The sequence below is a fragment of the Ferdinandcohnia sp. GQ5 genome, from assembly GCF_059759275.1.
Genome location: NZ_JCAXEW010000027.1, coordinates 45,218 through 67,745 on the forward strand (window position 1 = coordinate 45,218; position 22,528 = coordinate 67,745).

Sequence of the window (22,528 nt, forward strand, 5' to 3'; positions counted from 1 at the left end):
AAAAAAGCCTATTTTATAGACAAAAAGAAAAAGGGTTTCTACTATGAAAACCACAATTCTAAAAAACAAACTATTGATTTTATCAGTTTTTCCATACATACTATATTTATACATATATTTAATTTTTTAGTTATACATGGAAAAACTACATATCGGCATTATATAATGCTACCACACGAGAAATACGCAGTCAACCTATTTTTTCATTTGTCAAGTGGAAATTTCCATATAGATTATTTCGTTCTCTTAGCTTTTATAATATGGTAACCTTTTTTTCTTTCAACAATCTCTACTTCTTCAAATACCATCTCAAGCTTCTCAATTGCAGAAGGAGCGCCTTGCTTCTTTTGAATTACAACCCACAATTCACCGCCAGTAACTAAATATTGATAGCTCTCTTCTAAGATATGATGCACCACTTTTTTCCCTGCGCGGATTGGAGGATTTGAAATAATAGCCGCAAAGCCTCGTTTTTCCACGCTTGTAAATAGATCACTTTGGTGTATATCAACATTTGTGACCTTGTTTATTTCCGCATTTTTTATTGAAAGCTCGATTGCCCGTTCATTCACATCAATCATTTCTACAAGACGATCATTATGTACTTTTGCAAGCGCAAGACCAATCGGACCATACCCACAACCAACATCTAAAAACGGACCAGGAACTGTAGGGGCTTTAAACTCCTCCACTAATAATCGAGATCCAAAATCAACTTCATTTTTTGAAAAAACTCCACTATCGCTTGTAAAAGAAAATGAGTTTCCTTTTAAGACAAAGACTTGAGTTTTTTGATTACTTGCCACAGTGGGTTTACTAGTATAGTAATGTTCGGCCATTAATATATCTCCCAACATAAGAGTATATGAACAGTATACCCATTTCATTCATACTTGATAAAAAAAGCCCGCTTAATAGCGAGCTTTTTCTTACGTTACTTAAAATTACTTAACTTCTACGCCAGCTCCAACTTCTTCAAGTTTAGCTTTAACTTCTTCAGCTTCTTCTTTAGAAACGCCTTCTTTGATTGCTTTTGGAGTGTTGTCAACAAGTTCTTTAGCTTCTTTTAAGCCAAGACCAGTGATTTCACGTACAACTTTGATAACTTTGATTTTTTGTGCACCAGCGTCTGCTAATACAACATCAAATTCAGTTTGCTCAGCAGCAGCTTCAGCTCCGCCACCAGCAGCTACAGCTACAGGAGCAGCAGCAGTTACACCAAATTCTTCTTCAATTGCTTTTACTAGGTCATTTAGTTCTAAAACAGTCATGCTTTTAACTGCTTCAATGATTTGTTCTTTAGTCATTAGAAAATCCTCCTTAGTTAATTATCCTATTTGAATTTCGAATTGTATAATTGTATTACGATTAGGCGCCTTGCTCTTCTTTTTGGTCTGCAACTGCTTTAGTAGCAAGTGCAAGGTTACGAATCGGAGCTTGAAGTACGCTAAGCAACATAGAAAGTAAACCTTCGCGTGATGGTAGATCAGCAAGAGCTTTAACTTCCTCAAGAGTTGCAACATTTCCTTCAATAACACCTGCTTTGATTTCTAATGCTTCATGCTTTTTCGCAAAATCATTAAGAATTTTAGCAGGAGCAACTACATCTTCATTACTGAATGCAATTGCGTTTGGTCCTGTTAATGCATCATTTAAACCAGCAAGTTCAGCTTGTTCTGCAGCACGTCGAGTTAATGTGTTTTTGTACACTTTAAAATCAATGCCCGCCTCACGAAGTTGCTTACGTAGTTCTGTTACTTCTGCAACAGATAGACCGCGATAGTCGACAACGATAGTTGATTTACTTTCACGTAATTTGTCTGCAATTTCAGTTACGATTTGTTTCTTTTGTTCTACTGCATGACTCATTCTTTTACACCTCCTGTGAGTATTTTCGCAACACTTGAAACCGTTCGGTGTTAGAGGGCGTTCATGAAGAACACGTTTCTAGATTAAAAAACCTCTATGTCGAGTAGACATAGAGGTAGTAATGATCAAGTAATATATACTACACCTCGGTAGGAAAATTAAGCTATCGAAGCACCTACTGTCTACGGTACAAATGCTATTCATTTGTTAACAACAAAATCTATTATATGAAATGCTCTTGTAAAAGTCAATATCCACTTTTTTCTAATTAGAATGTAGAAGCGTCAACTTTTACGCCAGGTCCCATTGTAGATGATACAGCAACGTTTTTCATGTAAGTTCCTTTTGCTGCAGATGGTTTAACCTTAAGCATAGTTTCATAAATTGTAGTGAAGTTCTCAATTAGTTTTTGATCATCAAATGAGATCTTACCAATAGGAACGTGAATGTTTGAAGATTTATCAATGCGGTATTCAACTTTACCAGCTTTGATTTCATTGATTGCTTTTGTTACATCAAAAGTAACAGTTCCTGTTTTAGGGTTTGGCATTAAACCTTTAGGTCCTAATACACGACCAAGTTTACCAACTTCACCCATCATGTCAGGAGTAGCTACGATTACATCGAAATCAAACCAACCTTGGTTGATTTTGTTGATGAACTCGCTATCGCCAACATAATCAGCTCCAGCAGCTTCTGCTTCTTTTGCTTTTTCACCTTTAGCGAAAACTAATACACGTTGAGTTTTACCAGTACCGTTTGGTAGAACAACTGCACCACGAATTTGTTGGTCAGCTTTCTTAGGGTCTACTCCTAAACGGAATGCAACTTCTACAGTCGCATCAAATTTAGCTGTACTTGTTTTCTTTACTAATTCAATTGCTTCTGCAACTGAGTAAGCTTTTGTACGGTCTACTAATTTAGCAGCTTCTACGTACTTTTTACCTCTTTTTGCCATTTTAATTTCCTCCTCAATTGTGGTTTTAACGGAATAACCTCCCACGCCAAGCGTGACAGTACATTTTATGTACTGACGCTAGACAGAACAAAGGTTGCGAACGAAAGAAAAGTAATGTTCCATCCGCAACCCCCGAACAAATTGTAACAAATAGGAATTAGTCTTCGATAACAATTCCCATGCTACGAGCAGTACCTTCAACCATACGCATTGCAGATTCAACATTTGCTGCATTTAAATCAGGCATTTTTGTTTCTGCAATCTCGCGTACTTTATCACGCTTAACTGTTGCAACTTTATTACGGTTTGGTTCACCAGAACCAGACTCAATACCAGCTGCTTTCTTCAAAAGAACTGCAGCAGGAGGAGTTTTTGTAATAAATGTAAATGAACGATCTTCATAAACTGTGATTACAACAGGAATAATTAAACCAGCTTGTTCTGCTGTACGAGCGTTGAACTCTTTACAGAATCCCATGATATTAACACCTGCTTGACCTAGTGCTGGCCCAACCGGTGGTGCTGGGTTTGCTTTACCCGCTGGAATTTGTAATTTAACCTCTTTAATTACTTTTTTAGCCACGAGACACACCTCCTTAAAGTCCGTGATGTGGTAATAGGGTTTTACCCTCCCACTCATCTATTCTTTATAATCAATAAAGAACGTTAGCATAGTTAGTCTCAACATTTTGAGACATACTGACCTATGCAATATTACCACTTTTGATTTACAATATCAAGTTTTTCTTCATTAGATTTTTTCAATTTGTGTAAAGTCCAATTCAACTGGGGTTTCACGACCAAACATATTGACAAGTACTTTTACCTTTTGCTTATCTACATCTAAATCTTCGATAGCACCTGTAAAGTTTGTGAATGGACCTTCTTTTACACGAACTGTTTCTTTTAGTTCAAAATCAATATCAATAGGTCTTTCATCCATTCCCATTCTCTTAAGGATGAATGTTACTTCTTCAGGTAAAAGTGGTGTTGGTTTTGAGCCTGAACCCGCAGAACCAACGAAACCTGTAACTCCTGGAGTGTTACGTACTACATACCAAGAATCATCTGTCATGATTAATTCTACTAGAACATAACCAGGGAATACCTTCTTCTTAACAATTTTCTTTTTTCCGTTCTTGATATCAGTTTCTTCATCTTCCGGAACAATAACGCGGAAGATTTTATCTTGCATGCCCATTGATTCGACACGTTTCTCTAAATTTGCTTTTACTTTATTTTCATACCCTGAATACGTATGAACAACATACCAATTCTTTTCCATAAGTTTAGGACTGCTTGTCCTTCCCTCCCTTTACTGGGTTTAAACATTCTTGACATTCTATTTTTTGCAATTAAAAAAACCCGTAACCGGGCTTTCGTAAACACTCTTTGTTCTCTATTCATCATTATACCATGAGTGAACGGGGTTTATTCAAGTACTAAACGAATTAATTCGGAAATTCCAAGATCAACCACTGCAAAAAATACCGATACAAAAATTACTGTTGTTAATGTTACAATTGTATAACGTGTGAGTTCTTTTCTTTTCGGCCAGCTTGTTTTCTTCATTTCTCGAACAATTTCACGAAAAAACTTGGTTATGTTTTTCATCCATGTAACCTCCAACTTTATCAAAACAATCCTAATCTATTTCGTTTCACGATGATTCGTGTGAGAATTGCAAGTCTTACAAAACTTTTTCATTTCAAGTCGTTCAGCTGAAGCGCTATTCTTCATGGTCGTATAATTTCTACTACCACATTCCACACAGGCTAAAATTACCTTTTTACGCATTTTATCACCTACACTATCAAATACGCCTTGGCGTATTTGCGCCCGATGAAAATCGTGGCATCCGCCGGAGGCTTATCTTTATTCAGTTATGGTATGTGCATCCCACTGAATTGAATATCATTACTCCTATCGGCCCTTCACTTAAAAAGATAGGGACTTCTGAATAAAAGTTAAAATGCAGCTTGCATCTTATTTATGAGAAATGTCTCAATTTCCTTAAAAATGTAACACAGGCATGATTTATATGTCAATACTAGGACCTGACTGTAAATAATGGTTAAAAACGGTTTCGTTTATAACTTAATCTCTTGAATTTCTAAGTACCGTTCTAATTTACGTTTGACTCGTTGGAGAGCATTATCTATAGATTTCACATGACGATTTAAATCCTCTGATATTTCCTGATAGGACCTTCCGTCCAGATATAAGGATAATACCTTACGCTCTAGATCACTTAGGAGCTCTGCCATTTTTAATTCTATGTCATCAAACTTTTCCCTGTTGATGATTAATTCTTCAGGATCCAAAATCTTCGCACCTGATATAACATCCATTAATGTACGGTCAGATTCTTCATCGTATATCGGCTTGTCCAAAGAAACATAAGAATTAAGAGGTATGTGCTTCTGCCTTGTCGCGGTTTTGATTGCAGTAATAATCTGACGTGTAATGCAAAGTTCTGCAAACGCTTTAAAAGAGGAAAGTTTGTCCTCCTTAAAATCACGAATTGCCTTGTATAGCCCGATCATACCTTCTTGAACAATATCTTCACGATCTGCCCCTATTAAAAAGTATGATCTGGCCTTTGCACGCACGAAATTTCTATACTTGTTAATCAAATAGTCCAATGCTTCACTTTCACCAGCATGGACCAATTCCACGACTTCCTCATCATCTAGTCGGTCATAATATAATCTGTTGCCATAATCATCGAAGCTTGAACTCACACCGATCCCTCCGACCTACCTTAGAAGTTGTTTCTTGCCAAAAACGCTAATGAATAAAGTTAATACGTAATGTTCGTAAAATTCTTTATCCTAAAATTACGATTTTAAAAAGAGGATGAAAAGGACCAAGAATTTCGAGGCGGTGAAGCTTTGAGTACCGGAACGTATGCAGTTAATACGTGAGGAACGCAAAAGCAAGCCAACGAAGAAATTGGACGCGTCATTTTTATCCGACTTTTTAAACATCTTCTAGAAATATTATACAGGAGTGCTTTTCCAAGCGTCAACCCGGTCAACGCTGTCCTCGACGCCATTTTTCAAATATTTCTGCAATTTCGTCGGAAAGTGGTATTTTTGATACACTTTTTTCTTGATATGTTTTCTTGACGTCTTTTTGAATTCCAGACTCTACTACTTCCATCTCAGTTAGTAATTCTCGGGCCGATTTCCTTAGGGCACCTTGTCCAAATATCTGCCATTGTTCGGTATAATCAGAAGTCGCTACATGGATTTGTGTTTTAATATTATTTAATTGTTGTGCTAGCTTTTCTATCCGTTCATCCGCCGTTTCATTTTCACGCGTAAAAATAACTTCGATTTTTCGACTTTTCATTTTTGATTCAATTCCTGGTACGAGGTGTGCATCAAATACAACGATCACCTTAAATCCTGTATATGCCTGATATTCAGCCATCTTCTCGATTAACAAATCACGCGCTGCTGAAAAGTCCTTTGTTTTAAGATGACGTAGTTCTGGCCATGCACCTATAATGTTGTAGCCATCTACCAGCAGAATATCCATTTAATTTACTCTCCCAACGGATTCCGCTTACGATAAACCTCATACATAAGTAGACTAGCAGCAACAGAAGCATTTAAAGAGGTTACTTTTCCCTGCATCGGTAAATGTAAAAGAAAATCACATTTTTCTTTTACAAGGCGTCCCATACCTCTGCCCTCACTGCCAATAACAAGGCCAATCGGCATTTTACCATCAACATTTCGATAATCTTCTTTTCCTTTCGCATCTGTACCAACAATCCATACCCCACGGTCCTTTAATTCATCAATCGTTCTTGCTAAGTTCGTTACTCGTGCAACTGGTATATATTCAATCGCCCCTGTTGAAGCCTTTGCAACGGTTGCTGTTAACCCTACTGCTCTTCTTTTGGGAATGATTACCCCATGCGCTCCAACTGCATCAGCTGTACGAAGGATTGAACCAAGGTTATGAGGGTCCTCTAGCTCATCTAACAAGATGATAAAAGGTGCTTCGTTTCGCTTTTCGGCTGCTGTTAAAATATCATCAACTTCTGCATACTCATACGCCGCTACTTGTGCGACAACTCCCTGGTGGTTGCCTTCAACCATCTGGTCAATCTTTTTTTTCGGAACAAATTGAACCAAAACGTTACCTTCTTTAGCAAGAGAAGTAATTTGGTTCATTTGCCCTCTGTTGGACCCCTCTGCAATCCAAATTTTATTGATGTCACGCTCAGATTTCAATGCTTCAATTACAGGATTTTTTCCAATAATATAATCACTAGCCATTTCTTTTTCCTCCTTTCTTAAGATTCGATAATTCGAAATGCCTCTTCAATAATCGAATGGATTCTGTCAGTATCATTTTGTAGAAAGAGAAAGCCGAGTAACGCTTCAAACGCGGTACTGTATCGGTATGTCTGGACATCTGTATTTTTAGGAACTGTTCCACTCTTTGCGTTGCGACCCCTTCTGATTACAGCTTTTTCTTCCTCTGAAAAAAACTCTTCATCAAGCATCTCATGGATTACGGCCGACTGTGCTTTAGCCGATACATAACGCTTCGCCTGATTATGAAGTTGATTGGGTCTGACACTCCCCTTTTGCAAGAGGTAATGCCGTACATACATTTCGTATACGGCATCCCCCATATAAGCTAGGGCAAGACTATTTAATTGATGGCTATCAATTTGGTTGTCTGATAAAAACTTCATTTATTATCCTCTTTTCCATCTTGTTCCTTGAGGAGTGTCTTCTAGAATAATATTCATTGCCTTTAATTGATCACGAATTTGATCGGATAAAGCAAAGTCGCGATCTTTTCGTGCTTGGTTTCGCTTTGCAATTAGTTCTTCGATTTCCTCATCAAGTAATTGTTCATCTTCTAATTTAAGACCTAGTGTATTAAATAATACCTCGAATTCTTGGATAAAGGCTTCGATTACCTTTTCTGCCGTGTTTTTTTCCTGCAAGTAATAATTAGCCTGTTTCGATAACTCAAACAATACAGATATTGCGTTTGCCGTATTAAAATCATCATCCATTGCTTCAATGAAATCATTGCGGAAAGCAGTGATTTTTTCTAGCCATGTATCATCATCATTTGTTAGATTCGTACTGCTTTGCAGACGATGCTTTAAGTTTGCGTAAGAAGTACGTAATCGTTCTAATGCATTTTTTGTGCTTTCTAGTAATTCAACACTATAGTTAATTGGGTGTCGATAATGGACAGACAGCATGAAAAAGCGTAATACCTGTGGGTCCACGTCTTTGATAATATCGTGAACCAATACAAAGTTTCCAAGAGACTTTGACATTTTTTCATTATCGATATTAATATAGCCGTTGTGCAACCAATAGTTTGCAAAGGTTTTTCCATTCACTGCCTCGGATTGTGCAATTTCATTTTCATGGTGTGGAAACGCTAAGTCTTGGCCACCTGCGTGAATATCAATTGTTTCACCTAAGTATCTTTTAGCCATTGCCGAGCACTCGATGTGCCAACCTGGGCGACCATTACCCCATGGACTTTCCCAATAAATCTCTCCAGGCTTCGCACTTTTCCATAAAACAAAGTCAAGGGCATCCTGCTTTTTATCCCCCACTTCAATTCTTGCACCTACGCGCAGTTCGTCAATGGATTGGTGAGAAAGCTTTCCATACTCCTTGAATTCCCTTGTACGATAGTAAACATCGCCTTCAGATTCATAGGCAAAACCTTTCTCGATGAGAGCTTGAATAAAATCAATAATAATATCCATATTCTCTGTAACCCTTGGATGAACATCCGCCTTTTTGCATCCTAATGCAGACACATCCTCAAAATAAGCACCGATAAAACGCTCCGCAATAGTTGGTACCTCTTCACCTAACTCATTTGCTGCTTTAATTAATTTATCATCAACGTCTGTAAAGTTGGATACATAATGAACATCGTAGCCTCTAAATTCAAAATAACGACGAACAGTATCAAATACAATGGCAGGACGTGCATTCCCAATATGGATATAATTATAAACAGTTGGACCGCACACATACATTTTTACCTTATTTTCTTCAAGTGGTTTAAACTCTTCCTTCTTCCGAGTTAGCGTATTATAAAGATGAATGGACATTATCCGTTGCTCCTTCCTTATGTTGGATTACCTCTTTTAGGCTTTCTATTTCTTTTTCTAGTTCTCTGATTTTATCTAAAACCGGATCTGGTAAATCACGGTGATTTAAATCTTTGCTATTTCTAACTTTGATACCATCCTGGATTACAACCCTACCAGGGATCCCGACAACAGTGGAATTCGGAGGAACATCTTGCAGAACAACTGAACCCGCTCCTACTTTTGAATTCTCTCCAATTGTAATCGATCCTAATACTTTGGCTCCTGTTGCGATCAGTGCATTGTCCTTAATCGTTGGATGCCGCTTTCCTTTTTCTTTCCCTGTTCCACCTAGGGTTACACCCTGAAACACTGTCACATTATCCCCAATTTCACAGGTCTCACCAATCACCACGCCCATCCCATGGTCAATGAAAAATCGGCGGCCAATTTTTGCACCAGGGTGAATTTCAATTCCTGTGAAAAAACGACTTATTTGCGAAACAGTTCTAGCTAAGAAAAACAACTTACGTTTATAAAGAAAATGTGCGACTCGGTGTGACCAAATTGCATGCAATCCGGAATAAGTCAGCATCACTTCAAAATGGGTTCTTGCAGCTGGGTCCTGTTCAAACACAACTTCGATATCCTCTTTCATTCGCTTAAACACAATCAACCCTCCTTATAAGAAAAGCGTAAGCGCCTTGCTCAGCCCCGACAGCACAAGACAAGCGCTGACAGAAGGCGCTCTTTGCCTTCAGAAGCGATTGGATTGTGACCTCGAGGGGCTAGGCGCTGAAGCTAGACAATACTTTTTCACCAAAATAAAAAGCGCCCCTGTGTAAAAACACAGAGACGCTTAATCGCGCGGTTCCACTCTGTTTAGGTAATCAATGGTGTCTATTACCTCAACTTCATCTCGTAACGGTGAGACTCCGCTTTTATCTACTACAGGAAGTTCAAAAAAGTCCGGTGAAAATGACACATCGAATTTCTTCGTTGGCTTGTTTTTCCGTTGCTCACGTATTAAACCCATACGCTCCGCTACCCAAAACTGCGCCGCCTTGAACTTCTTGGTCCTTTTCATCCTCCTTTTTGAACCACTATTATAAAAATGGTTCGATAAAAGACTCAAAGGTGCATTTCAATAAGCGTTTCCCATAAACCACTTTCAGCCGGTGATGGTTCTCTCTGTTCATATTTGCCCAAAACGTGCAAATACTTTAATGTCAATCACTTATTTACTCTCCTTATCAACACTTTTAGATTATATAATTGATTACCTATACTATATTACATTTTCAACAAGATGTTAACTAATTAAACTATTTAGTCGTGAAATTATTTTTTCTTTTCCTAGTAAATGGATTGCTTGTGGCAGATCAGGTCCATGAAGTTGACCTGTTGCAGCCGCACGAATTGGCATGAAGAGATTTTTACCTTTTTGTCCAGTTCCTTTTTGAACAGCTTTAATTGCCGCCTTAATTTCAGCAGCACCGAATGTTTCAAGACCTTCAACCTCTTGTAAAAACGCCTTTAAAACTTCAGGAACTGTTTCACCTGCAAGAACTTCCTTGGCATCCTCTTCAATCGTTAACTCATCTCTAAAGAAGAGCTCTGTTAATTCAACAATCTCGGCGCCATAGCTCATTTTTTCTTGATGAAGTGCAATTAAATCTTGTGCCCATTGCTTGTCAACGTCACTTAATGGCTCATTCAATCTACCAGCTTTAATTAAGTGTGGCAATGATAGTTCCACTAAGCGATCTAGATCTATGTTTTTCATATATTGGTTGTTCATCCAAGTAAGCTTTTGTGTATCGAATACAGCAGGTGATTTTGAAAGACGTGCAGGATCAAAAATCTCAATAAATTCCTCTTTTGTATGAAGCTCTTCTTCTCCAATCGGTGACCACCCTAATAGAGTGATGAAGTTAAATAAAGCTTCAGGAAGATATCCGAGTTCTTCATACTGTTCAATAAATTGAATAATCGACTCATCACGCTTACTAAGCTTTTTACGGCTTTCATTTACAATCAATGTCATATGCCCAAAGGTTGGGATATTCCAATTAAATGCCTCATATACCACCATTTGCTTCGGTGTATTTGAAATATGGTCTTCTCCACGTAACACATGTGAAATTTCCATTAAGTGATCATCAATAACTACGGCAAAATTATAAGTAGGTGTTCCATCCTTTTTGACGATTACATAATCGCCCATGCCTTCAGATTCGAAAGAAATCTCACCTTTAACCATATCATGAAACGTGAATACCTTTCCTTCAGGAATGATGATACGAATACTTGGTTGTCTTCCTTCATTTTCTAAAGCTTGTTGCTGATCCTTGGTTAAGTGACGACATTTTCCCGAATAATGAGGTGTCTCACCACGTTCTATTTGTTCTTCACGCTCTTTTTCAATTTCTTCTTCCGTACAATAGCATTTATAAGCGAGTCCTTTATCTAATAACTCTGTATAATATTTTTCATAAATCTCATTTCGCTCTGATTGACGGTATGGTCCATACTCACCACCAACATCGGGTCCTTCGTCCCAATCAACGCCAAGCCACTTTAAATATTTCAGCTGACTCTCTTCTCCGCCTTCAATATTTCGCTTCTTATCTGTATCTTCAATACGGATAATAAATTTTCCATTTTGATTTCTAGCATAGAGATAATTAAATAAAGCCGTTCTTGCATTTCCAATATGTAAATGTCCTGTTGGACTTGGTGCATATCGCACTCGTACGTTATTTGACATTTATGTACCCTCCGTTAAGACCTATGTATCATAGATATTTTAACACCACTTTTTTTACTGTCAAAGAATTAGTTATCTTCCTTTACCAATAGCACTGTAGCTTGTGCTGCAATTCCTTCACCACGGCCCGCGAATCCTAATTTCTCGGTTGTTGTGGCTTTTACATTCACCTGAGAAGGGTCTGCTTCTAACAATTCGGCAATTCGCCCTTTGATTTGTTCAATATACGGTGCCATTTTAGGTTTTTGAGCAATAATGGTACAATCGATATTTCCAAGCTTATAACCTTTTTTCCTCACCAGCTCCCACACATGCTGTTGAAGCTTTGCAGAATCAGCATCCTTAAAGTTCGGGTCTGTATCCGGAAAGTGCTTGCCTATGTCCCCTTCACCTATCGCACCAAGACAGGCATCAGATACCGTGTGTAACAATACATCTGCATCAGAATGGCCTAATAATCCCTTTTCATATGGGATTGTAATACCACCTATAATTAACGGGCGTCCTTCAACCAATTGGTGAACATCAAAGCCCTGCCCAATACGAAACATGGGTTCTCCCCCTTTTTATAAAATTGTTACCCCAGGAATAATTTAGCTTGTCCAGTTTTGTAAAATAGCTTCAGCAAAAATTAAATCATCTGGAGTCGTAAGTTTAATATTTAAATAATCGCCTCTAACAATATAAACCTGTTTCGGAATTCTTTCAACGAGACTCGCTTCATCTGTACCGAGAAAGTCTTCTTTTCTAGCTAATTCATGTGCCTCTTGTAAGATAGAAACATGAAAAGCTTGTGGGGTTTGGATTGCCCACAAGCTAGAACGTTCAACTGTCTCTTCCACATATAAATCACTAGAGGCGCGTTTGATTGTATCCTTTACGGGAACTGCTAGGACCGCCGCTCCCTTTTCCACTGCCACACTTACTAACTCATGAACATGCTCATGTTTCAGAAAAGGTCTGGCCCCATCATGAACCAACACAATATCAGTATTTTTTGCTGCTAGTAAGCCATTATAGACACTATATTGTCGTTCACTGCCACCCAGGGTTAAAGAAACAACCTTTTGAATTCTATATGTTTGAAGCAAATCTTCAAAGGTTAGTTGTTCATCCTTGTTGATCACTAAGATGATTCCTGAACACATTGGATCCTGTTCAAAAACTCTTAATGTATGAATAATTACTGGTATTGATTGCAATTCGATGAATTGTTTATTCTTTCCCGCATTCATTCTCTTTCCTTGACCTGCAGCAGGAATTATAACCTGATAATTCACCACGTAGCGCCCCTATCGATGTTTAAGTATTAAATTATAAAGCTTTTTCAAGCAACTTTGGTTTTGCGAAAATCATTCGACCCGCTGATGTTTGTAAAACACTCGTTACAAGTACATCAATGCGTTTTCCGATATAATCGCGACCTTCTTCAACGACAATCATTGTGCCGTCATCTAAGTAAGCAACACCCTGATTATGTTCTTTTCCATCCTTAATGACCTGCACACTCAATTCTTCACCCGGTAACACAACTGGTTTCACAGCATTTGCTAAGTCATTAATGTTCAAAACTGCCACATTCTGAAGCTCACAAACCTTGTTAAGGTTAAAGTCATTTGTCACGACTACACCCATCGTTAATTTCGCAAGTTTCACTAACTTACTATCAACCTCTTGTATATCGTCAAAGTCACCTTCATAAATATCTACCTTAATTGATAGTTCTTTTTGAATTCGGTTTAAAATATCCAAACCTCTTCTCCCACGGTTTCGCTTTAACACGTCTGAAGAATCCGCAATATGCTGAAGTTCCTCTAAAACAAATCGTGGAATGACGATGGTTCCTTCAAGAAATCCCGTTTGGCAAATATCTGCAATACGTCCATCAATGATTACGCTTGTATCCAAAATTTTAAGTTTTTTGGCCTGTTGGTTAACTTCCTCGTCCTCTAAGCCCTTTTTCTTCCCAGCACGGTTAATAGAGAATAAGTTCACAAGCTCATCCCGCTTTTTGAAACCAACCTGGAATCCTAAGTATCCCAAAAGCAGGGTTATGAAAATAGGAAGCACGGCATTTACAACTGAAAATGTAATACGGTCCAATGGAATCACAATTAAAAACGCAACAATTAACCCCGAAATTAAACCTAGGCTTCCAAATAACACATCTGTAACAGGAGCTTTGATCAATGACTCTTCAAGCCATTTAATTAGACCTACGATATAATCTACTAACCAAAAAGTAATAATAAATAATATAATAGCACCTAAAATCGCAAGCGTATATGAGTTATTTAAGTATGGAATATTGTCGATATTTAACAGCTTAAGTAAATCAGGTAGATATACTATCCCAAGCATACCTCCGACGATTAGAAAAAATAGCTGCACAATACGTTTTAACATTCCTTCACCTCCTCCTATTCATTATAATCACTTTATAATAATTGAAACCTACAATAAATAGCTTTTTTCAAAATGTAAACAGAATGACATAGACGTGTAAACGATACCTATATATTATTTTTATATCCTTCTAAAATTATTACTGCTCCTATAAAAAAATATTTAGCTTAAGCTGCACATCAGGAAAGTGGTATGTCCATTTGTTCACACTTACTATACGTAAAAAGAAGCAAAGATGTTTCATTTTCACTCGATTTTTTATAGCACAATTTAAACTATCCTAGTGTATGTTGAATAGCCTGCCTAATATCACTTACGCCGATAACTTCAATGCCCTTTGGAATGGTCCATCCACCAAGATTACGTTCAGGAAGGATTACTCGTTTAAAACCAAGCTTTGCTGCTTCCTGGACCCGCTGCTCAATACGAGAAACTCTTCTTACCTCACCGGTTAGTCCAACCTCTCCTATAATAACGTCCGCCGGATTTGTAGCTTGATCTCTGAAACTTGAAGCAATACTTAAAGCAACAGCTAAGTCAATTGCTGGTTCATCTAATTTCACTCCACCCGCAACCTTCAAATAAGCATCTTGGTTTTGTAAAAGAAAACCAGCTCTTTTTTCTAATACCGCCATTAATAACGAAACCCGGTTATGGTCAATCCCAGTTGCCATTCGTCGTGGATTTCCAAAGCTAGTTGGTGAAATCAAAGCCTGAATTTCAACGAGAACGGGTCGTGTCCCTTCCATTGATGCAACAACCGTTGATCCTGCGGATCCTGCAGAACGCTCTTCCAGAAAAATTTCAGATGGATTTGCCACCTCTTCAAGGCCTGTTTCTTTCATCTCAAATATACCCATTTCATTGGTTGAACCAAAACGGTTTTTAACTGCACGTAAAATACGGTATGTATGATGACGTTCCCCTTCAAAGTAAAGAACAGTATCCACCATATGCTCCAACAAACGTGGGCCTGCAATATTTCCCTCTTTCGTAACATGACCAACGATAAAAATAGCAATCCCATTTGTTTTTGCTATTCGCATTAACTCTGCTGTACATTCACGTACCTGTGACACACTACCAGGAGCAGAGGCAATATCAGAGTGATAAATCGTCTGAATGGAGTCAATGACTACAAAAGAAGGTTTAAGCTCAGAAATTGTCTGGGAAATAAATTCGAGGTCCGTTTCCGCTAAGACATACAATTGATCAGAGGAAACACCTAGGCGATCAGATCGTAGCTTAGTTTGCTTGACCGATTCTTCTCCGGAAATATATAAAACCTTGTCTTGTTTGGCTAATTGAGAGGATACTTGTAGCAGTAGTGTAGACTTTCCTATACCTGGGTCTCCCCCAATTAGGACAAGTGAACCCCTGACGATCCCGCCACCAAGTACGCGATTAAATTCTTTATTTTCTGTATACATTCTTGGTTCATTTTCTGACTCGATTGAAGTGATTGGTGAAGGCTTTCGCTGAACTGTGGGACTTGAATGAGTAAAAGCACCTTTTCTAGCTGGCTTATGCAAAGTTTCCTCGACTAATGAATTCCATGAACCACATCCGGGACATTTTCCCATCCATTTTGGTGTTTCATAGCCACAGGATTGACAGGTGAATTTCGTTTTTGTTTTTGCCATCGTCATTAATCCTTTCTTTATTAGAAGCACAAGGCGCCTCTAACCGGCGACAAGCACAAGATAAGCGCTGAAAGAAGGACTTTTTTCCTTTAGAAGCGATTAGCTTGTATCCTTGAGCCGTTGGTGCCTAGAGCTAAGCATTATTTAGAAAAAAGAGGTATACACAAACTAGATAATGTATACCTCTTTTACAAATTACATGTTATTTCACTGTTTCTTTAGTTTCTTCGACTTCTTTCGTTTGAATCACAAATTCTCCGTCATTGAAGTCCATTACAATTTTCTTTCCTTTTTCTATTTTACCGCGTAATAACTCTTCAGACAAACGGTCTTCAATTTGTTTTTGAATAGCACGACGTAATGGGCGTGCCCCATAATCAGGGTCATAACCTTCTTCAGCAATTCGGTCTTTTGCCGCTTCTGTTAACTCAAGCTCAAAGTCTTGCTCTTTTAGACGTTTCGTTAACTGATCTGACATGAGTGTTACAATTTCCTTCAGATGCTTCTTCTCTAGTGAATGGAAGACGATGATTTCGTCAATACGGTTAAGGAATTCTGGGCGGAACGCTTTCTTCAATTCCTCCATTACCTTATCCTTCATGTTTTTATAATCTTGTTTTTCACTTTCAAGGGCAAAGCCAACATATTTGTTACGCTTTAATGTGCTAGCTCCGACGTTTGAAGTCATAATTAAAATCGTATTTCTAAAATCAACGGTGCGCCCCTTTGAATCAGTCAAACGTCCATCCTCAAGCACTTGAAGTAAAATATTGAATACATCTGGATGTGCCTTTTCAATTTCATCCAGTAATATGACAGAGTATGGCTTTCTACGCACTTTTTCAGTTAATTGGCCGCCCTCTTCATAGCCGACATACCCTGGAGGTGAACCCACTAGTCTAGATGTGGAATGCTTCTCCATGTACTCAGACATATCTACACGAATCATCGCATCTTCATCACCGAAAATAGATTCAGCTAGAGCACGAGCCAGTTCTGTCTTACCTACACCCGTTGGACCAAGGAAAATAAATGAACCCGTTGGGCGCTTCGGATCTTTTAATCCTGCACGTGAACGTCTAACTGCCTTGGAAACAGCTTTAACCGCCTCTTCCTGACCGATTACTCGTGAGTGAAGGATTTCTTCCATATTTAATAATTTATCCGCTTCAGTTTGTGCTAGTCTAGATACAGGGACACCGGTCCAGCTTGATACGACCATTGCGATATCATCTACAGTAACCTCAGAGTTCTCTTGCCCCTGCTTTTCCTTCCAGTTTTTCTTCGTTTCTTCTAACTGTTCACGTAGACGTTGCTCGGAATCACGTAATGATGCAGCTTTTTCAAACTCTTGACTTTGAACCGCCGCATCCTTTTCCTTGCGAACCTCTTCAAGCTTTTGTTCAAGCTCCTTTAAATTTGGTGGTGCAGTATAGGAACGAAGACGAACTTTTGAACCAGCCTCATCAATCAAATCAATTGCTTTATCTGGTAGAAAACGGTCTGAAATATAGCGATCTGACAGTTTAACAGCCTGAATGATAGACTCATCTGAGATTGATACTCTATGATGCGCTTCATAACGGTCGCGTAATCCTTTTAAAATTAAAATAGATTCTTCGACAGTTGGTTCATCCACTTGAATTGGTTGGAAGCGTCGCTCTAGCGCGGCATCCTTTTCGATATACTTTCGGTATTCGTCTAATGTGGTAGCACCAATACATTGAAGTTCACCGCGAGCAAGTGATGGTTTTAGGATATTTGACGCGTCAATTGCTCCTTCTGCTCCACCTGCTCCGATTAGGGTATGAAGTTCATCTATAAATAAAATGATATTACCAGCTTGGCGTATTTCATCCATTACCTTTTTTAAGCGGTCTTCAAATTCCCCACGGTATTTTGTACCCGCAACCACGGTACCCATATCAAGGGTCATTACTCGCTTATCACGAAGCGTTTCTGGTACCTCATTATTGATAATTTGCTGGGCTAAACCTTCTGCAATTGCCGTTTTACCAACACCAGGCTCCCCGATTAGAACTGGGTTGTTTTTCGTACGACGGCTTAGTACCTCAATCACACGTTGAATTTCTTTACTACGGCCAATAACTGGATCTAGGCTGCCTTCTCTTGCAATCGCAGTTAAATCACGGGCTAAACTATCTAGGGTAGGTGTATTGGCATTTGTAGAACCTCCACCATGATGCCCCGATGATGACTCATTGCTTCCCAATAACTGTAGAACCTGCTGACGAGCTTTATTTAAGCTCACACCTAAATTGTTTAATACCCGTGCAGCGACGCCTTCCCCTTCACGAATTAATCCCAGTAGAATATGCTCTGTACCTACATAAGAGTGACCAAGCTTCCGAGCCTCATCCATTGATAACTCGATTACCTTTTTCGCACGCGGAGTATAATGAATTGTCTGTGATCCCTCTTGACCACGGCCAATTAAAGCCTCGACCTCTTTTTGAATTTTTTCGGGACCTAATCCTAGTGCAAGTAAGGCCTTAGCAGCGATTCCTTCGCCTTCTCGAATAAGACCTAATAATACATGTTCAGTTCCAATATTGTTATGCCCTAATCGCACAGCTTCCTCTTGAGCTAAAGCCAATACCTTCTGTGCACGCTCAGTAAATCTGCCAAACATCATAACCCATCACCCTCCATGTCGGTAGTCTTATTATTTTCTAGCTTCAATCTTTCTCGAATGATAGACGCTCTTTTAACGTCTCTTTCATTTGGCCTTAATGCCCCACCAGCATATGATTGTAGGAATCCAGGTTGTGTTAAAACCATGAGTTCATTAAGGATACTTCTTGATATATCTTTTATATAGCCAAGATCTATACCTAATCGGACATCTGATAAACATTTAGCTGCTTCCTTCGATTCAATGATCCGACTATTAGCTAAAACCCCATAGGAACGGAATACTCGGTCCTCCAACTGAATATTAGAGGTTTTTACCAAAGCTTCTCGTGCAGAACGTTCTTGCGCAATCAACTGAGCAACAACACTCTCTAAATCTTCAACAATATCTTCTTCCGTCTTTCCAAGCGTAATTTGGTTTGAAATTTGAAAAATATTTCCTAACGCCTCACTGCCTTCACCATATATTCCTCTTACAACAAGGCCAAGTTGATTGATTGCCGGGATAATTCTACTCATTTGATGAGTTAAGATAAGTGCTGGCAGATGCATCATCACAGATGCACGTATCCCAGTCCCTACATTCGTCGGGCAGCTGGTTAAATAACCTCTTGTTTCATCAAACGCGTAATCGACATGCTCTTCAATCCAATCATCCAGGTTGTTTGCAACCCGTAAAGCTTCCGATAATTGTAACCCTGGGAATAAACATTGTATTCGAATATGGTCTTCTTCATTAATCATAATGCTAATTTCTTCATTTTCAGATAAAAGACAAGCTCCATACGTAGAGTCCTCAGCTAAATGTGGACTAATCAAATGTTTTTCAACAAGTACCCTCTTTTCAATTGGTTGGAGCTCCATCATTTTTAATAATTCCATTTCTCCAATTGAAGGAAAACTCTTCCCTGAAAAGCCCTTTTGGAAGACTTCCACAATTTGTTGAGCTTCTTCATTTGAATACACCGTTGAAAAGGGGACATTTTTCAAATTTCGAGCAAGCCTGATCCTTGAACTTAAGACAATATCCGAATCCGGCCCTTCTTGACTCATCCAAGAGCTTAAGGCTTGATTGATAAAATGTTCAAGTGACATTGATTATACATCCCCCTCTTTGTAACCACCTAGCTTTTTCTCTAAAGCCCTTACGTGGTCACGAACTTCTGCAGCCTTTTCAAATTCCTCTAGGGAAATATACTCCTGCATCTTATGCTTTAATTGTTCAATCTCTTTCCGGATATGGAAGGAGCCTCCGATTCGTTTTGGTATTTTCCCTGTATGATGTGTATTACCACTATGCAGACGTTTTAAGATTGGGGTAAGTTGTTTTTCAAAGGTTGGATAGCAATGCGAGCAGCCAAACCGACCTACCTTTGCAAATTGTTGAAAAGTCATTTTACAGTTACTACATTGTAAAATCTCATTTTGTTGAAAAGCATTTTGCTTTGAACCTGCAAGTGGTTCAAATTGTAGAAGTCCTGCTAATAAGTTATCTATTGAAAAGCCAGATGTGCCTGGAAACATAAACATCTCACTTTTTTCTTGAGCACAATGTTCACATATATGAACCTCTGTCTTTTCACCGTTAATAATCTTTGTAAAATGTAATGTGGCAGGACGTTGATTGCATTCTTGGCATATCATGGTAAGCACCTTCCTACTTAATCAAATGCGCCTTGGCGTATTTGTGCCCGATTTTTTTAGGCCCACACGAAGTGGGTCACAAAGACGTTGCCACAGGATGTGGCGTTCTTAGTCTTTAATCCTATGCTCGAAAAATTACCTTTAAGAAATCGTGGCATTCGCCGGTGGCTTTAACTTATTATCTATACATGAGGGATGTTAGCATTGCCTTTAGCATGCGTGCTCTCAACTCATCCCGATGAGGAAGCTCAATAAACAAGACGGAACGATCAATTACACTTAGCATGATCTTCGCCTCTCTTTTCGAGATTACTTCCTCCTCAATTAAACGCAAAATGACATCTTCTGCACTCGTTTGAGAAATCCGTTTGTCTATAAGGCGAACGAGTTGATTAATCAACTGAGAATCATTATTCGTTTTTACCTTCATAATACGAATATAACCCCCACCACCTCGTTTACTTTCAACTAAATAGCCTCTCTCTAAAGTAAATCGTGTATTTATTACATAGTTAATTTGAGATGGGACACATTCAAATTTATCGGCAATCTCACTTCTTTTTATTTCAACAATAGCTCGATCACTTGTATCAAGAACACTTTTAAGATATTGTTCGATGATATCAGATATATTCCTCATTATGACCACACCTCACCTTGACTTTGACTATATTTGACTATAACTATAATATAAAATGACCGCACTAATTTTTCAACTGTTTCGCTTTTCAAATCGAACGTCAAAATTATTTAGGCAATCATTTTCAAGGCATTTACTATCCTATACTTTCCAAATTTAGTACCCCTCTAAACACCAAATCAGAAAATTTTTTGCACCATTTCTTGTTTTGACAATTCTTCATACAATCGCAAACGTTCGTTTTTACTTCCGACCTCAACATCAATCGTGTACTGGCAATTATTATTAATTTTATCCTTCGAGTACTTAATGTTAAAATCCCTTACCCGGTAACCATTATCTTTAAATAGTTGTAAGATTGCAGAAAATGATGAAATATCTTCATTGATAATGATATGAACAACTTTTCTTTTTCTGGATTTAAAGAAGAATTCCTCAAATCGATTAAGGAAAATTAGACTCAGTAAAACAACGATTGTTGTTAATATGGCAGGAGCATACATGCCTAATCCGATAATTAACCCAAGACCGGCAACCACCCAAATGGAGGCAGCAGTTGTTAACCCCCGAACCGTTGCATCCCTTACAAGAATAGTACCGGCACCCAAAAATCCAATACCACTTATCACATAGGAAGGAATCCGGGCTGGATCAAAACGTACGTTTGTACTCATTTCTAAATAAGGCTGGAACCCGTAAATTGACATTAACATCATTAAACAGGAGCCGACTCCAACTAGCAAATGGGTACGAAACCCAGCAGGGTGCTTATGTACCTCTCTTTCCAAGCCGACTAACCCGCATAATAACGCGGCTAAAAAAATCCGTATCGACATCGTTAAAAATTCTTCTGTTTGGAACGATGCAATAAAATCAATCATGTTACATCCTCCCTTTTTATGTATATGCAAAAACCTTTTATAAGGTATAGGTATTCGATAGGCAACCTAAATCCCCTTTTTTAAACAAGAAAAAATTTAGTGTTTTATAATTATACGATTCATCAATTAAATTATGATTTCTTAGGACCCATTTTTTTAGAATAGTAATTAATACTTATAACTATGACATTTTTATCATAAACAAACTGATATAAATTATTGATATTCATTAGTATGTAAAATTTAACATGGTTTATGGGTGGTAAGATTGAAAATGGGCGGGTTATGGGGATTCTGAGATATATTGGTATAGTATGTTTAAAGTAAATCAATAGAGGCTCATCCGTACTGTTGGTGTATCGTTTATATGCTGATTGCGATATACCATTTATCGTTTTGCGACCTGGTGATGTATCGTTTAGGCCGTTTGCGGTATAACAATATCGTTTCTCAATATGGCGATATACCGAATAAGCCATTTGCGGTATAGCACTTATCGTTTTGCGATATGGCAATATACCGATTAAGCCATTTTCGTTATACTATTTGTTGTTTCTCGATATGTTGATATACCGTTTAGGCCGTTTGCGATATACCATTAATGTACCGGTTTCTTTACTATTTTTCTATGCACAAAAAAAGACCAACCATAACGGTTGATCTCTTAATTGCCTAGCGACGTCCCACTCTCACAGGGGCAATGCCCCAACTACCATCGGCGCAAGAGCTTAACTTCCGTGGTTCGGTGGTCGGCTTCTGATGAGCGGCAGATTTCTGCGTCAGCTGCGCTCACTCCAATCCTCATGTACATAGTACATTCCGGTTGTCGCTCCCTTGCTTCCTTGAACTCTTTGCTCCTCGAAACCCGACCTATTCTAATTGATAGCCTTATTTCCGTAAAAACTTCTTTTACACCACAAAATCTCTCGGTTTTGGAAAATAAAAAAAGACCAACCATAATG

At 38.4% G+C, this 22,528-nt stretch carries 25 protein-coding genes and 1 other annotated feature; all 25 genes read right to left on the reverse strand.

The window, feature by feature from the left end; translation table 11 throughout:
• Positions 1–233: 233 nt before the first annotated feature.
• A complete protein-coding gene (locus tag AC6CHV_RS24095) occupies positions 234–839 on the reverse strand; it encodes a methyltransferase (protein ID WP_498079814.1) in 606 nt (201 codons plus the stop codon).
• Positions 840–944: 105 nt separating this feature from the next.
• The gene (gene rplL / locus AC6CHV_RS24100; RefSeq protein WP_121448805.1) at positions 945–1,307 is read right to left on the reverse strand and encodes a 50S ribosomal protein L7/L12; all 363 of its coding nucleotides are present in this window, start codon (positions 1,305–1,307) and stop codon (positions 945–947) included.
• Positions 1,308–1,368: 61 nt separating this feature from the next.
• Complete coding sequence (rplJ, locus tag AC6CHV_RS24105) at positions 1,369–1,869, reverse strand: 50S ribosomal protein L10 (protein ID WP_341329614.1); 501 nt, start codon at positions 1,867–1,869, stop codon at positions 1,369–1,371.
• Between the two features lie 76 nt (positions 1,870–1,945).
• Positions 1,946–2,075 (reverse strand) — a sequence feature (ribosomal protein L10 leader region).
• A 62-nt stretch (positions 2,076–2,137) separates the two neighbouring features.
• On the reverse strand, positions 2,138–2,827 hold the full coding sequence (gene rplA / locus AC6CHV_RS24110; protein ID WP_341329613.1) for a 50S ribosomal protein L1: 690 nt from the start codon (positions 2,825–2,827) through the stop codon (positions 2,138–2,140).
• Positions 2,828–2,984: 157 nt separating this feature from the next.
• Positions 2,985–3,410 carry a 50S ribosomal protein L11 gene (gene rplK, locus AC6CHV_RS24115; RefSeq protein ID WP_010285014.1) on the reverse strand — a complete coding sequence of 142 codons (426 nt, stop codon included), beginning with the start codon at positions 3,408–3,410 and terminating at the stop codon, positions 2,985–2,987.
• A 168-nt stretch (positions 3,411–3,578) separates the two neighbouring features.
• On the reverse strand, positions 3,579–4,112 hold the full coding sequence (gene nusG / locus AC6CHV_RS24120; protein WP_121448808.1) for a transcription termination/antitermination protein NusG: 534 nt from the start codon (positions 4,110–4,112) through the stop codon (positions 3,579–3,581).
• 146 nt (positions 4,113–4,258) lie between these two features.
• The gene (gene secE, locus AC6CHV_RS24125; RefSeq protein WP_099364807.1) at positions 4,259–4,441 is read right to left on the reverse strand and encodes a preprotein translocase subunit SecE; all 183 of its coding nucleotides are present in this window, start codon (positions 4,439–4,441) and stop codon (positions 4,259–4,261) included.
• Between the two features lie 36 nt (positions 4,442–4,477).
• Positions 4,478–4,624, reverse strand: a complete 147-nt coding sequence (gene rpmG, locus AC6CHV_RS24130; protein WP_121448809.1) for a 50S ribosomal protein L33 — start codon at positions 4,622–4,624, stop codon at positions 4,478–4,480.
• 293 nt (positions 4,625–4,917) lie between these two features.
• The gene (sigH, locus tag AC6CHV_RS24135; RefSeq protein WP_121448810.1) at positions 4,918–5,571 is read right to left on the reverse strand and encodes an RNA polymerase sporulation sigma factor SigH; all 654 of its coding nucleotides are present in this window, start codon (positions 5,569–5,571) and stop codon (positions 4,918–4,920) included.
• 292 nt (positions 5,572–5,863) lie between these two features.
• Positions 5,864–6,373, reverse strand: coding sequence for an NYN domain-containing protein (locus tag AC6CHV_RS24140; protein ID WP_121448811.1), 510 nt, complete (start codon positions 6,371–6,373; stop codon positions 5,864–5,866).
• Positions 6,374–6,378: 5 nt separating this feature from the next.
• Complete coding sequence (gene rlmB, locus AC6CHV_RS24145; protein WP_440273108.1) at positions 6,379–7,122, reverse strand: 23S rRNA (guanosine(2251)-2'-O)-methyltransferase RlmB; 744 nt, start codon at positions 7,120–7,122, stop codon at positions 6,379–6,381.
• 17 nt (positions 7,123–7,139) lie between these two features.
• Positions 7,140–7,547: a Mini-ribonuclease 3 gene (locus tag AC6CHV_RS24150; RefSeq protein ID WP_341329611.1), complete on the reverse strand. Its 408-nt coding sequence runs from the start codon at positions 7,545–7,547 to the stop codon at positions 7,140–7,142.
• Positions 7,548–7,550: 3 nt separating this feature from the next.
• The gene (gene cysS / locus AC6CHV_RS24155) at positions 7,551–8,948 is read right to left on the reverse strand and encodes a cysteine--tRNA ligase (RefSeq protein WP_498079815.1); all 1,398 of its coding nucleotides are present in this window, start codon (positions 8,946–8,948) and stop codon (positions 7,551–7,553) included.
• Complete coding sequence (gene epsC, locus AC6CHV_RS24160; protein WP_341329609.1) at positions 8,929–9,597, reverse strand: serine O-acetyltransferase EpsC; 669 nt, start codon at positions 9,595–9,597, stop codon at positions 8,929–8,931. The genes cysS and epsC overlap by 20 nt, the downstream gene beginning before the upstream one ends.
• 189 nt (positions 9,598–9,786) lie before the next feature.
• Complete coding sequence (locus AC6CHV_RS24165; RefSeq protein ID WP_341329608.1) at positions 9,787–10,014, reverse strand: hypothetical protein; 228 nt, start codon at positions 10,012–10,014, stop codon at positions 9,787–9,789.
• A gap of 225 nt (positions 10,015–10,239) precedes the next feature.
• Positions 10,240–11,697, reverse strand: coding sequence for a glutamate--tRNA ligase (gene gltX / locus AC6CHV_RS24170; protein WP_498079816.1), 1,458 nt, complete (start codon positions 11,695–11,697; stop codon positions 10,240–10,242).
• Positions 11,698–11,765: 68 nt separating this feature from the next.
• Positions 11,766–12,248 (reverse strand): 2-C-methyl-D-erythritol 2,4-cyclodiphosphate synthase, encoded by a 483-nt coding sequence (gene ispF / locus AC6CHV_RS24175; protein ID WP_341329606.1) that lies wholly within the window; start codon positions 12,246–12,248, stop codon positions 11,766–11,768.
• Positions 12,249–12,290: 42 nt separating this feature from the next.
• Positions 12,291–12,977 carry a 2-C-methyl-D-erythritol 4-phosphate cytidylyltransferase gene (ispD, locus tag AC6CHV_RS24180; RefSeq protein WP_498079817.1) on the reverse strand — a complete coding sequence of 229 codons (687 nt, stop codon included), beginning with the start codon at positions 12,975–12,977 and terminating at the stop codon, positions 12,291–12,293.
• Between the two features lie 34 nt (positions 12,978–13,011).
• Positions 13,012–14,103, reverse strand: coding sequence for a PIN domain-containing protein (locus tag AC6CHV_RS24185; RefSeq protein WP_121448819.1), 1,092 nt, complete (start codon positions 14,101–14,103; stop codon positions 13,012–13,014).
• Positions 14,104–14,378: 275 nt separating this feature from the next.
• The gene (gene radA / locus AC6CHV_RS24190) at positions 14,379–15,746 is read right to left on the reverse strand and encodes a DNA repair protein RadA (RefSeq protein ID WP_341329604.1); all 1,368 of its coding nucleotides are present in this window, start codon (positions 15,744–15,746) and stop codon (positions 14,379–14,381) included.
• A 202-nt stretch (positions 15,747–15,948) separates the two neighbouring features.
• On the reverse strand, positions 15,949–18,402 hold the full coding sequence (gene clpC, locus AC6CHV_RS24195) for an ATP-dependent protease ATP-binding subunit ClpC (protein ID WP_498079818.1): 2,454 nt from the start codon (positions 18,400–18,402) through the stop codon (positions 15,949–15,951).
• Entirely contained in the window at positions 18,399–19,496 is a 1,098-nt protein-coding gene (gene mcsB, locus AC6CHV_RS24200; protein WP_341329602.1) for a protein-arginine kinase McsB, read from the reverse strand. Before mcsB ends, clpC begins: the two co-directional genes overlap by 4 nt.
• A 3-nt stretch (positions 19,497–19,499) precedes the next feature.
• The gene (gene mcsA / locus AC6CHV_RS24205; RefSeq protein ID WP_498079819.1) at positions 19,500–20,045 is read right to left on the reverse strand and encodes a protein-arginine kinase activator protein McsA; all 546 of its coding nucleotides are present in this window, start codon (positions 20,043–20,045) and stop codon (positions 19,500–19,502) included.
• 178 nt (positions 20,046–20,223) lie between these two features.
• On the reverse strand, positions 20,224–20,685 hold the full coding sequence (locus AC6CHV_RS24210) for a CtsR family transcriptional regulator (RefSeq protein WP_121448823.1): 462 nt from the start codon (positions 20,683–20,685) through the stop codon (positions 20,224–20,226).
• A gap of 179 nt (positions 20,686–20,864) precedes the next feature.
• Positions 20,865–21,566 carry an MgtC/SapB family protein gene (locus tag AC6CHV_RS24215; protein WP_341329600.1) on the reverse strand — a complete coding sequence of 234 codons (702 nt, stop codon included), beginning with the start codon at positions 21,564–21,566 and terminating at the stop codon, positions 20,865–20,867.
• Positions 21,567–22,528 lie beyond the last annotated feature (962 nt).

What these genes read in the sequence shown, in the direction of transcription:
- nusG (WP_121448808.1), bottom strand. Translation starts at nt 4,112, where the DNA reads ATGGAAAAGAATTGGTATGTTGTTCATACGTATTCAGGGTATGAAAAT.
- secE (WP_099364807.1), bottom strand. Translation starts at nt 4,441, where the DNA reads ATGAAAAACATAACCAAGTTTTTTCGTGAAATTGTTCGAGAAATGAAG.
- AC6CHV_RS24185 (WP_121448819.1), bottom strand. Translation starts at nt 14,103, where the DNA reads ATGTTAAAACGTATTGTGCAGCTATTTTTTCTAATCGTCGGAGGTATG.
- gltX (WP_498079816.1), bottom strand. Translation starts at nt 11,697, where the DNA reads ATGTCAAATAACGTACGAGTGCGATATGCACCAAGTCCAACAGGACAT.
- rlmB (WP_440273108.1), bottom strand. Translation starts at nt 7,122, where the DNA reads ATGGCTAGTGATTATATTATTGGAAAAAATCCTGTAATTGAAGCATTG.
- AC6CHV_RS24150 (WP_341329611.1), bottom strand. Translation starts at nt 7,547, where the DNA reads ATGAAGTTTTTATCAGACAACCAAATTGATAGCCATCAATTAAATAGT.
- AC6CHV_RS24215 (WP_341329600.1), bottom strand. Translation starts at nt 21,566, where the DNA reads ATGATTGATTTTATTGCATCGTTCCAAACAGAAGAATTTTTAACGATG.
- rplJ (WP_341329614.1), bottom strand. Translation starts at nt 1,869, where the DNA reads ATGAGTCATGCAGTAGAACAAAAGAAACAAATCGTAACTGAAATTGCA.
- rpmG (WP_121448809.1), bottom strand. Translation starts at nt 4,624, where the DNA reads ATGCGTAAAAAGGTAATTTTAGCCTGTGTGGAATGTGGTAGTAGAAAT.
- radA (WP_341329604.1), bottom strand. Translation starts at nt 15,746, where the DNA reads ATGGCAAAAACAAAAACGAAATTCACCTGTCAATCCTGTGGCTATGAA.
- AC6CHV_RS24210 (WP_121448823.1), bottom strand. Translation starts at nt 20,685, where the DNA reads ATGAGGAATATATCTGATATCATCGAACAATATCTTAAAAGTGTTCTT.
- AC6CHV_RS24165 (WP_341329608.1), bottom strand. Translation starts at nt 10,014, where the DNA reads ATGAAAAGGACCAAGAAGTTCAAGGCGGCGCAGTTTTGGGTAGCGGAG.
- AC6CHV_RS24095 (WP_498079814.1), bottom strand. Translation starts at nt 839, where the DNA reads ATGGCCGAACATTACTATACTAGTAAACCCACTGTGGCAAGTAATCAA.
- rplA (WP_341329613.1), bottom strand. Translation starts at nt 2,827, where the DNA reads ATGGCAAAAAGAGGTAAAAAGTACGTAGAAGCTGCTAAATTAGTAGAC.
- mcsA (WP_498079819.1), bottom strand. Translation starts at nt 20,045, where the DNA reads ATGATATGCCAAGAATGCAATCAACGTCCTGCCACATTACATTTTACA.
- cysS (WP_498079815.1), bottom strand. Translation starts at nt 8,948, where the DNA reads ATGTCCATTCATCTTTATAATACGCTAACTCGGAAGAAGGAAGAGTTT.
- rplL (WP_121448805.1), bottom strand. Translation starts at nt 1,307, where the DNA reads ATGACTAAAGAACAAATCATTGAAGCAGTTAAAAGCATGACTGTTTTA.
- AC6CHV_RS24140 (WP_121448811.1), bottom strand. Translation starts at nt 6,373, where the DNA reads ATGGATATTCTGCTGGTAGATGGCTACAACATTATAGGTGCATGGCCA.
- mcsB (WP_341329602.1), bottom strand. Translation starts at nt 19,496, where the DNA reads ATGTCACTTGAACATTTTATCAATCAAGCCTTAAGCTCTTGGATGAGT.
- clpC (WP_498079818.1), bottom strand. Translation starts at nt 18,402, where the DNA reads ATGATGTTTGGCAGATTTACTGAGCGTGCACAGAAGGTATTGGCTTTA.
- ispF (WP_341329606.1), bottom strand. Translation starts at nt 12,248, where the DNA reads ATGTTTCGTATTGGGCAGGGCTTTGATGTTCACCAATTGGTTGAAGGA.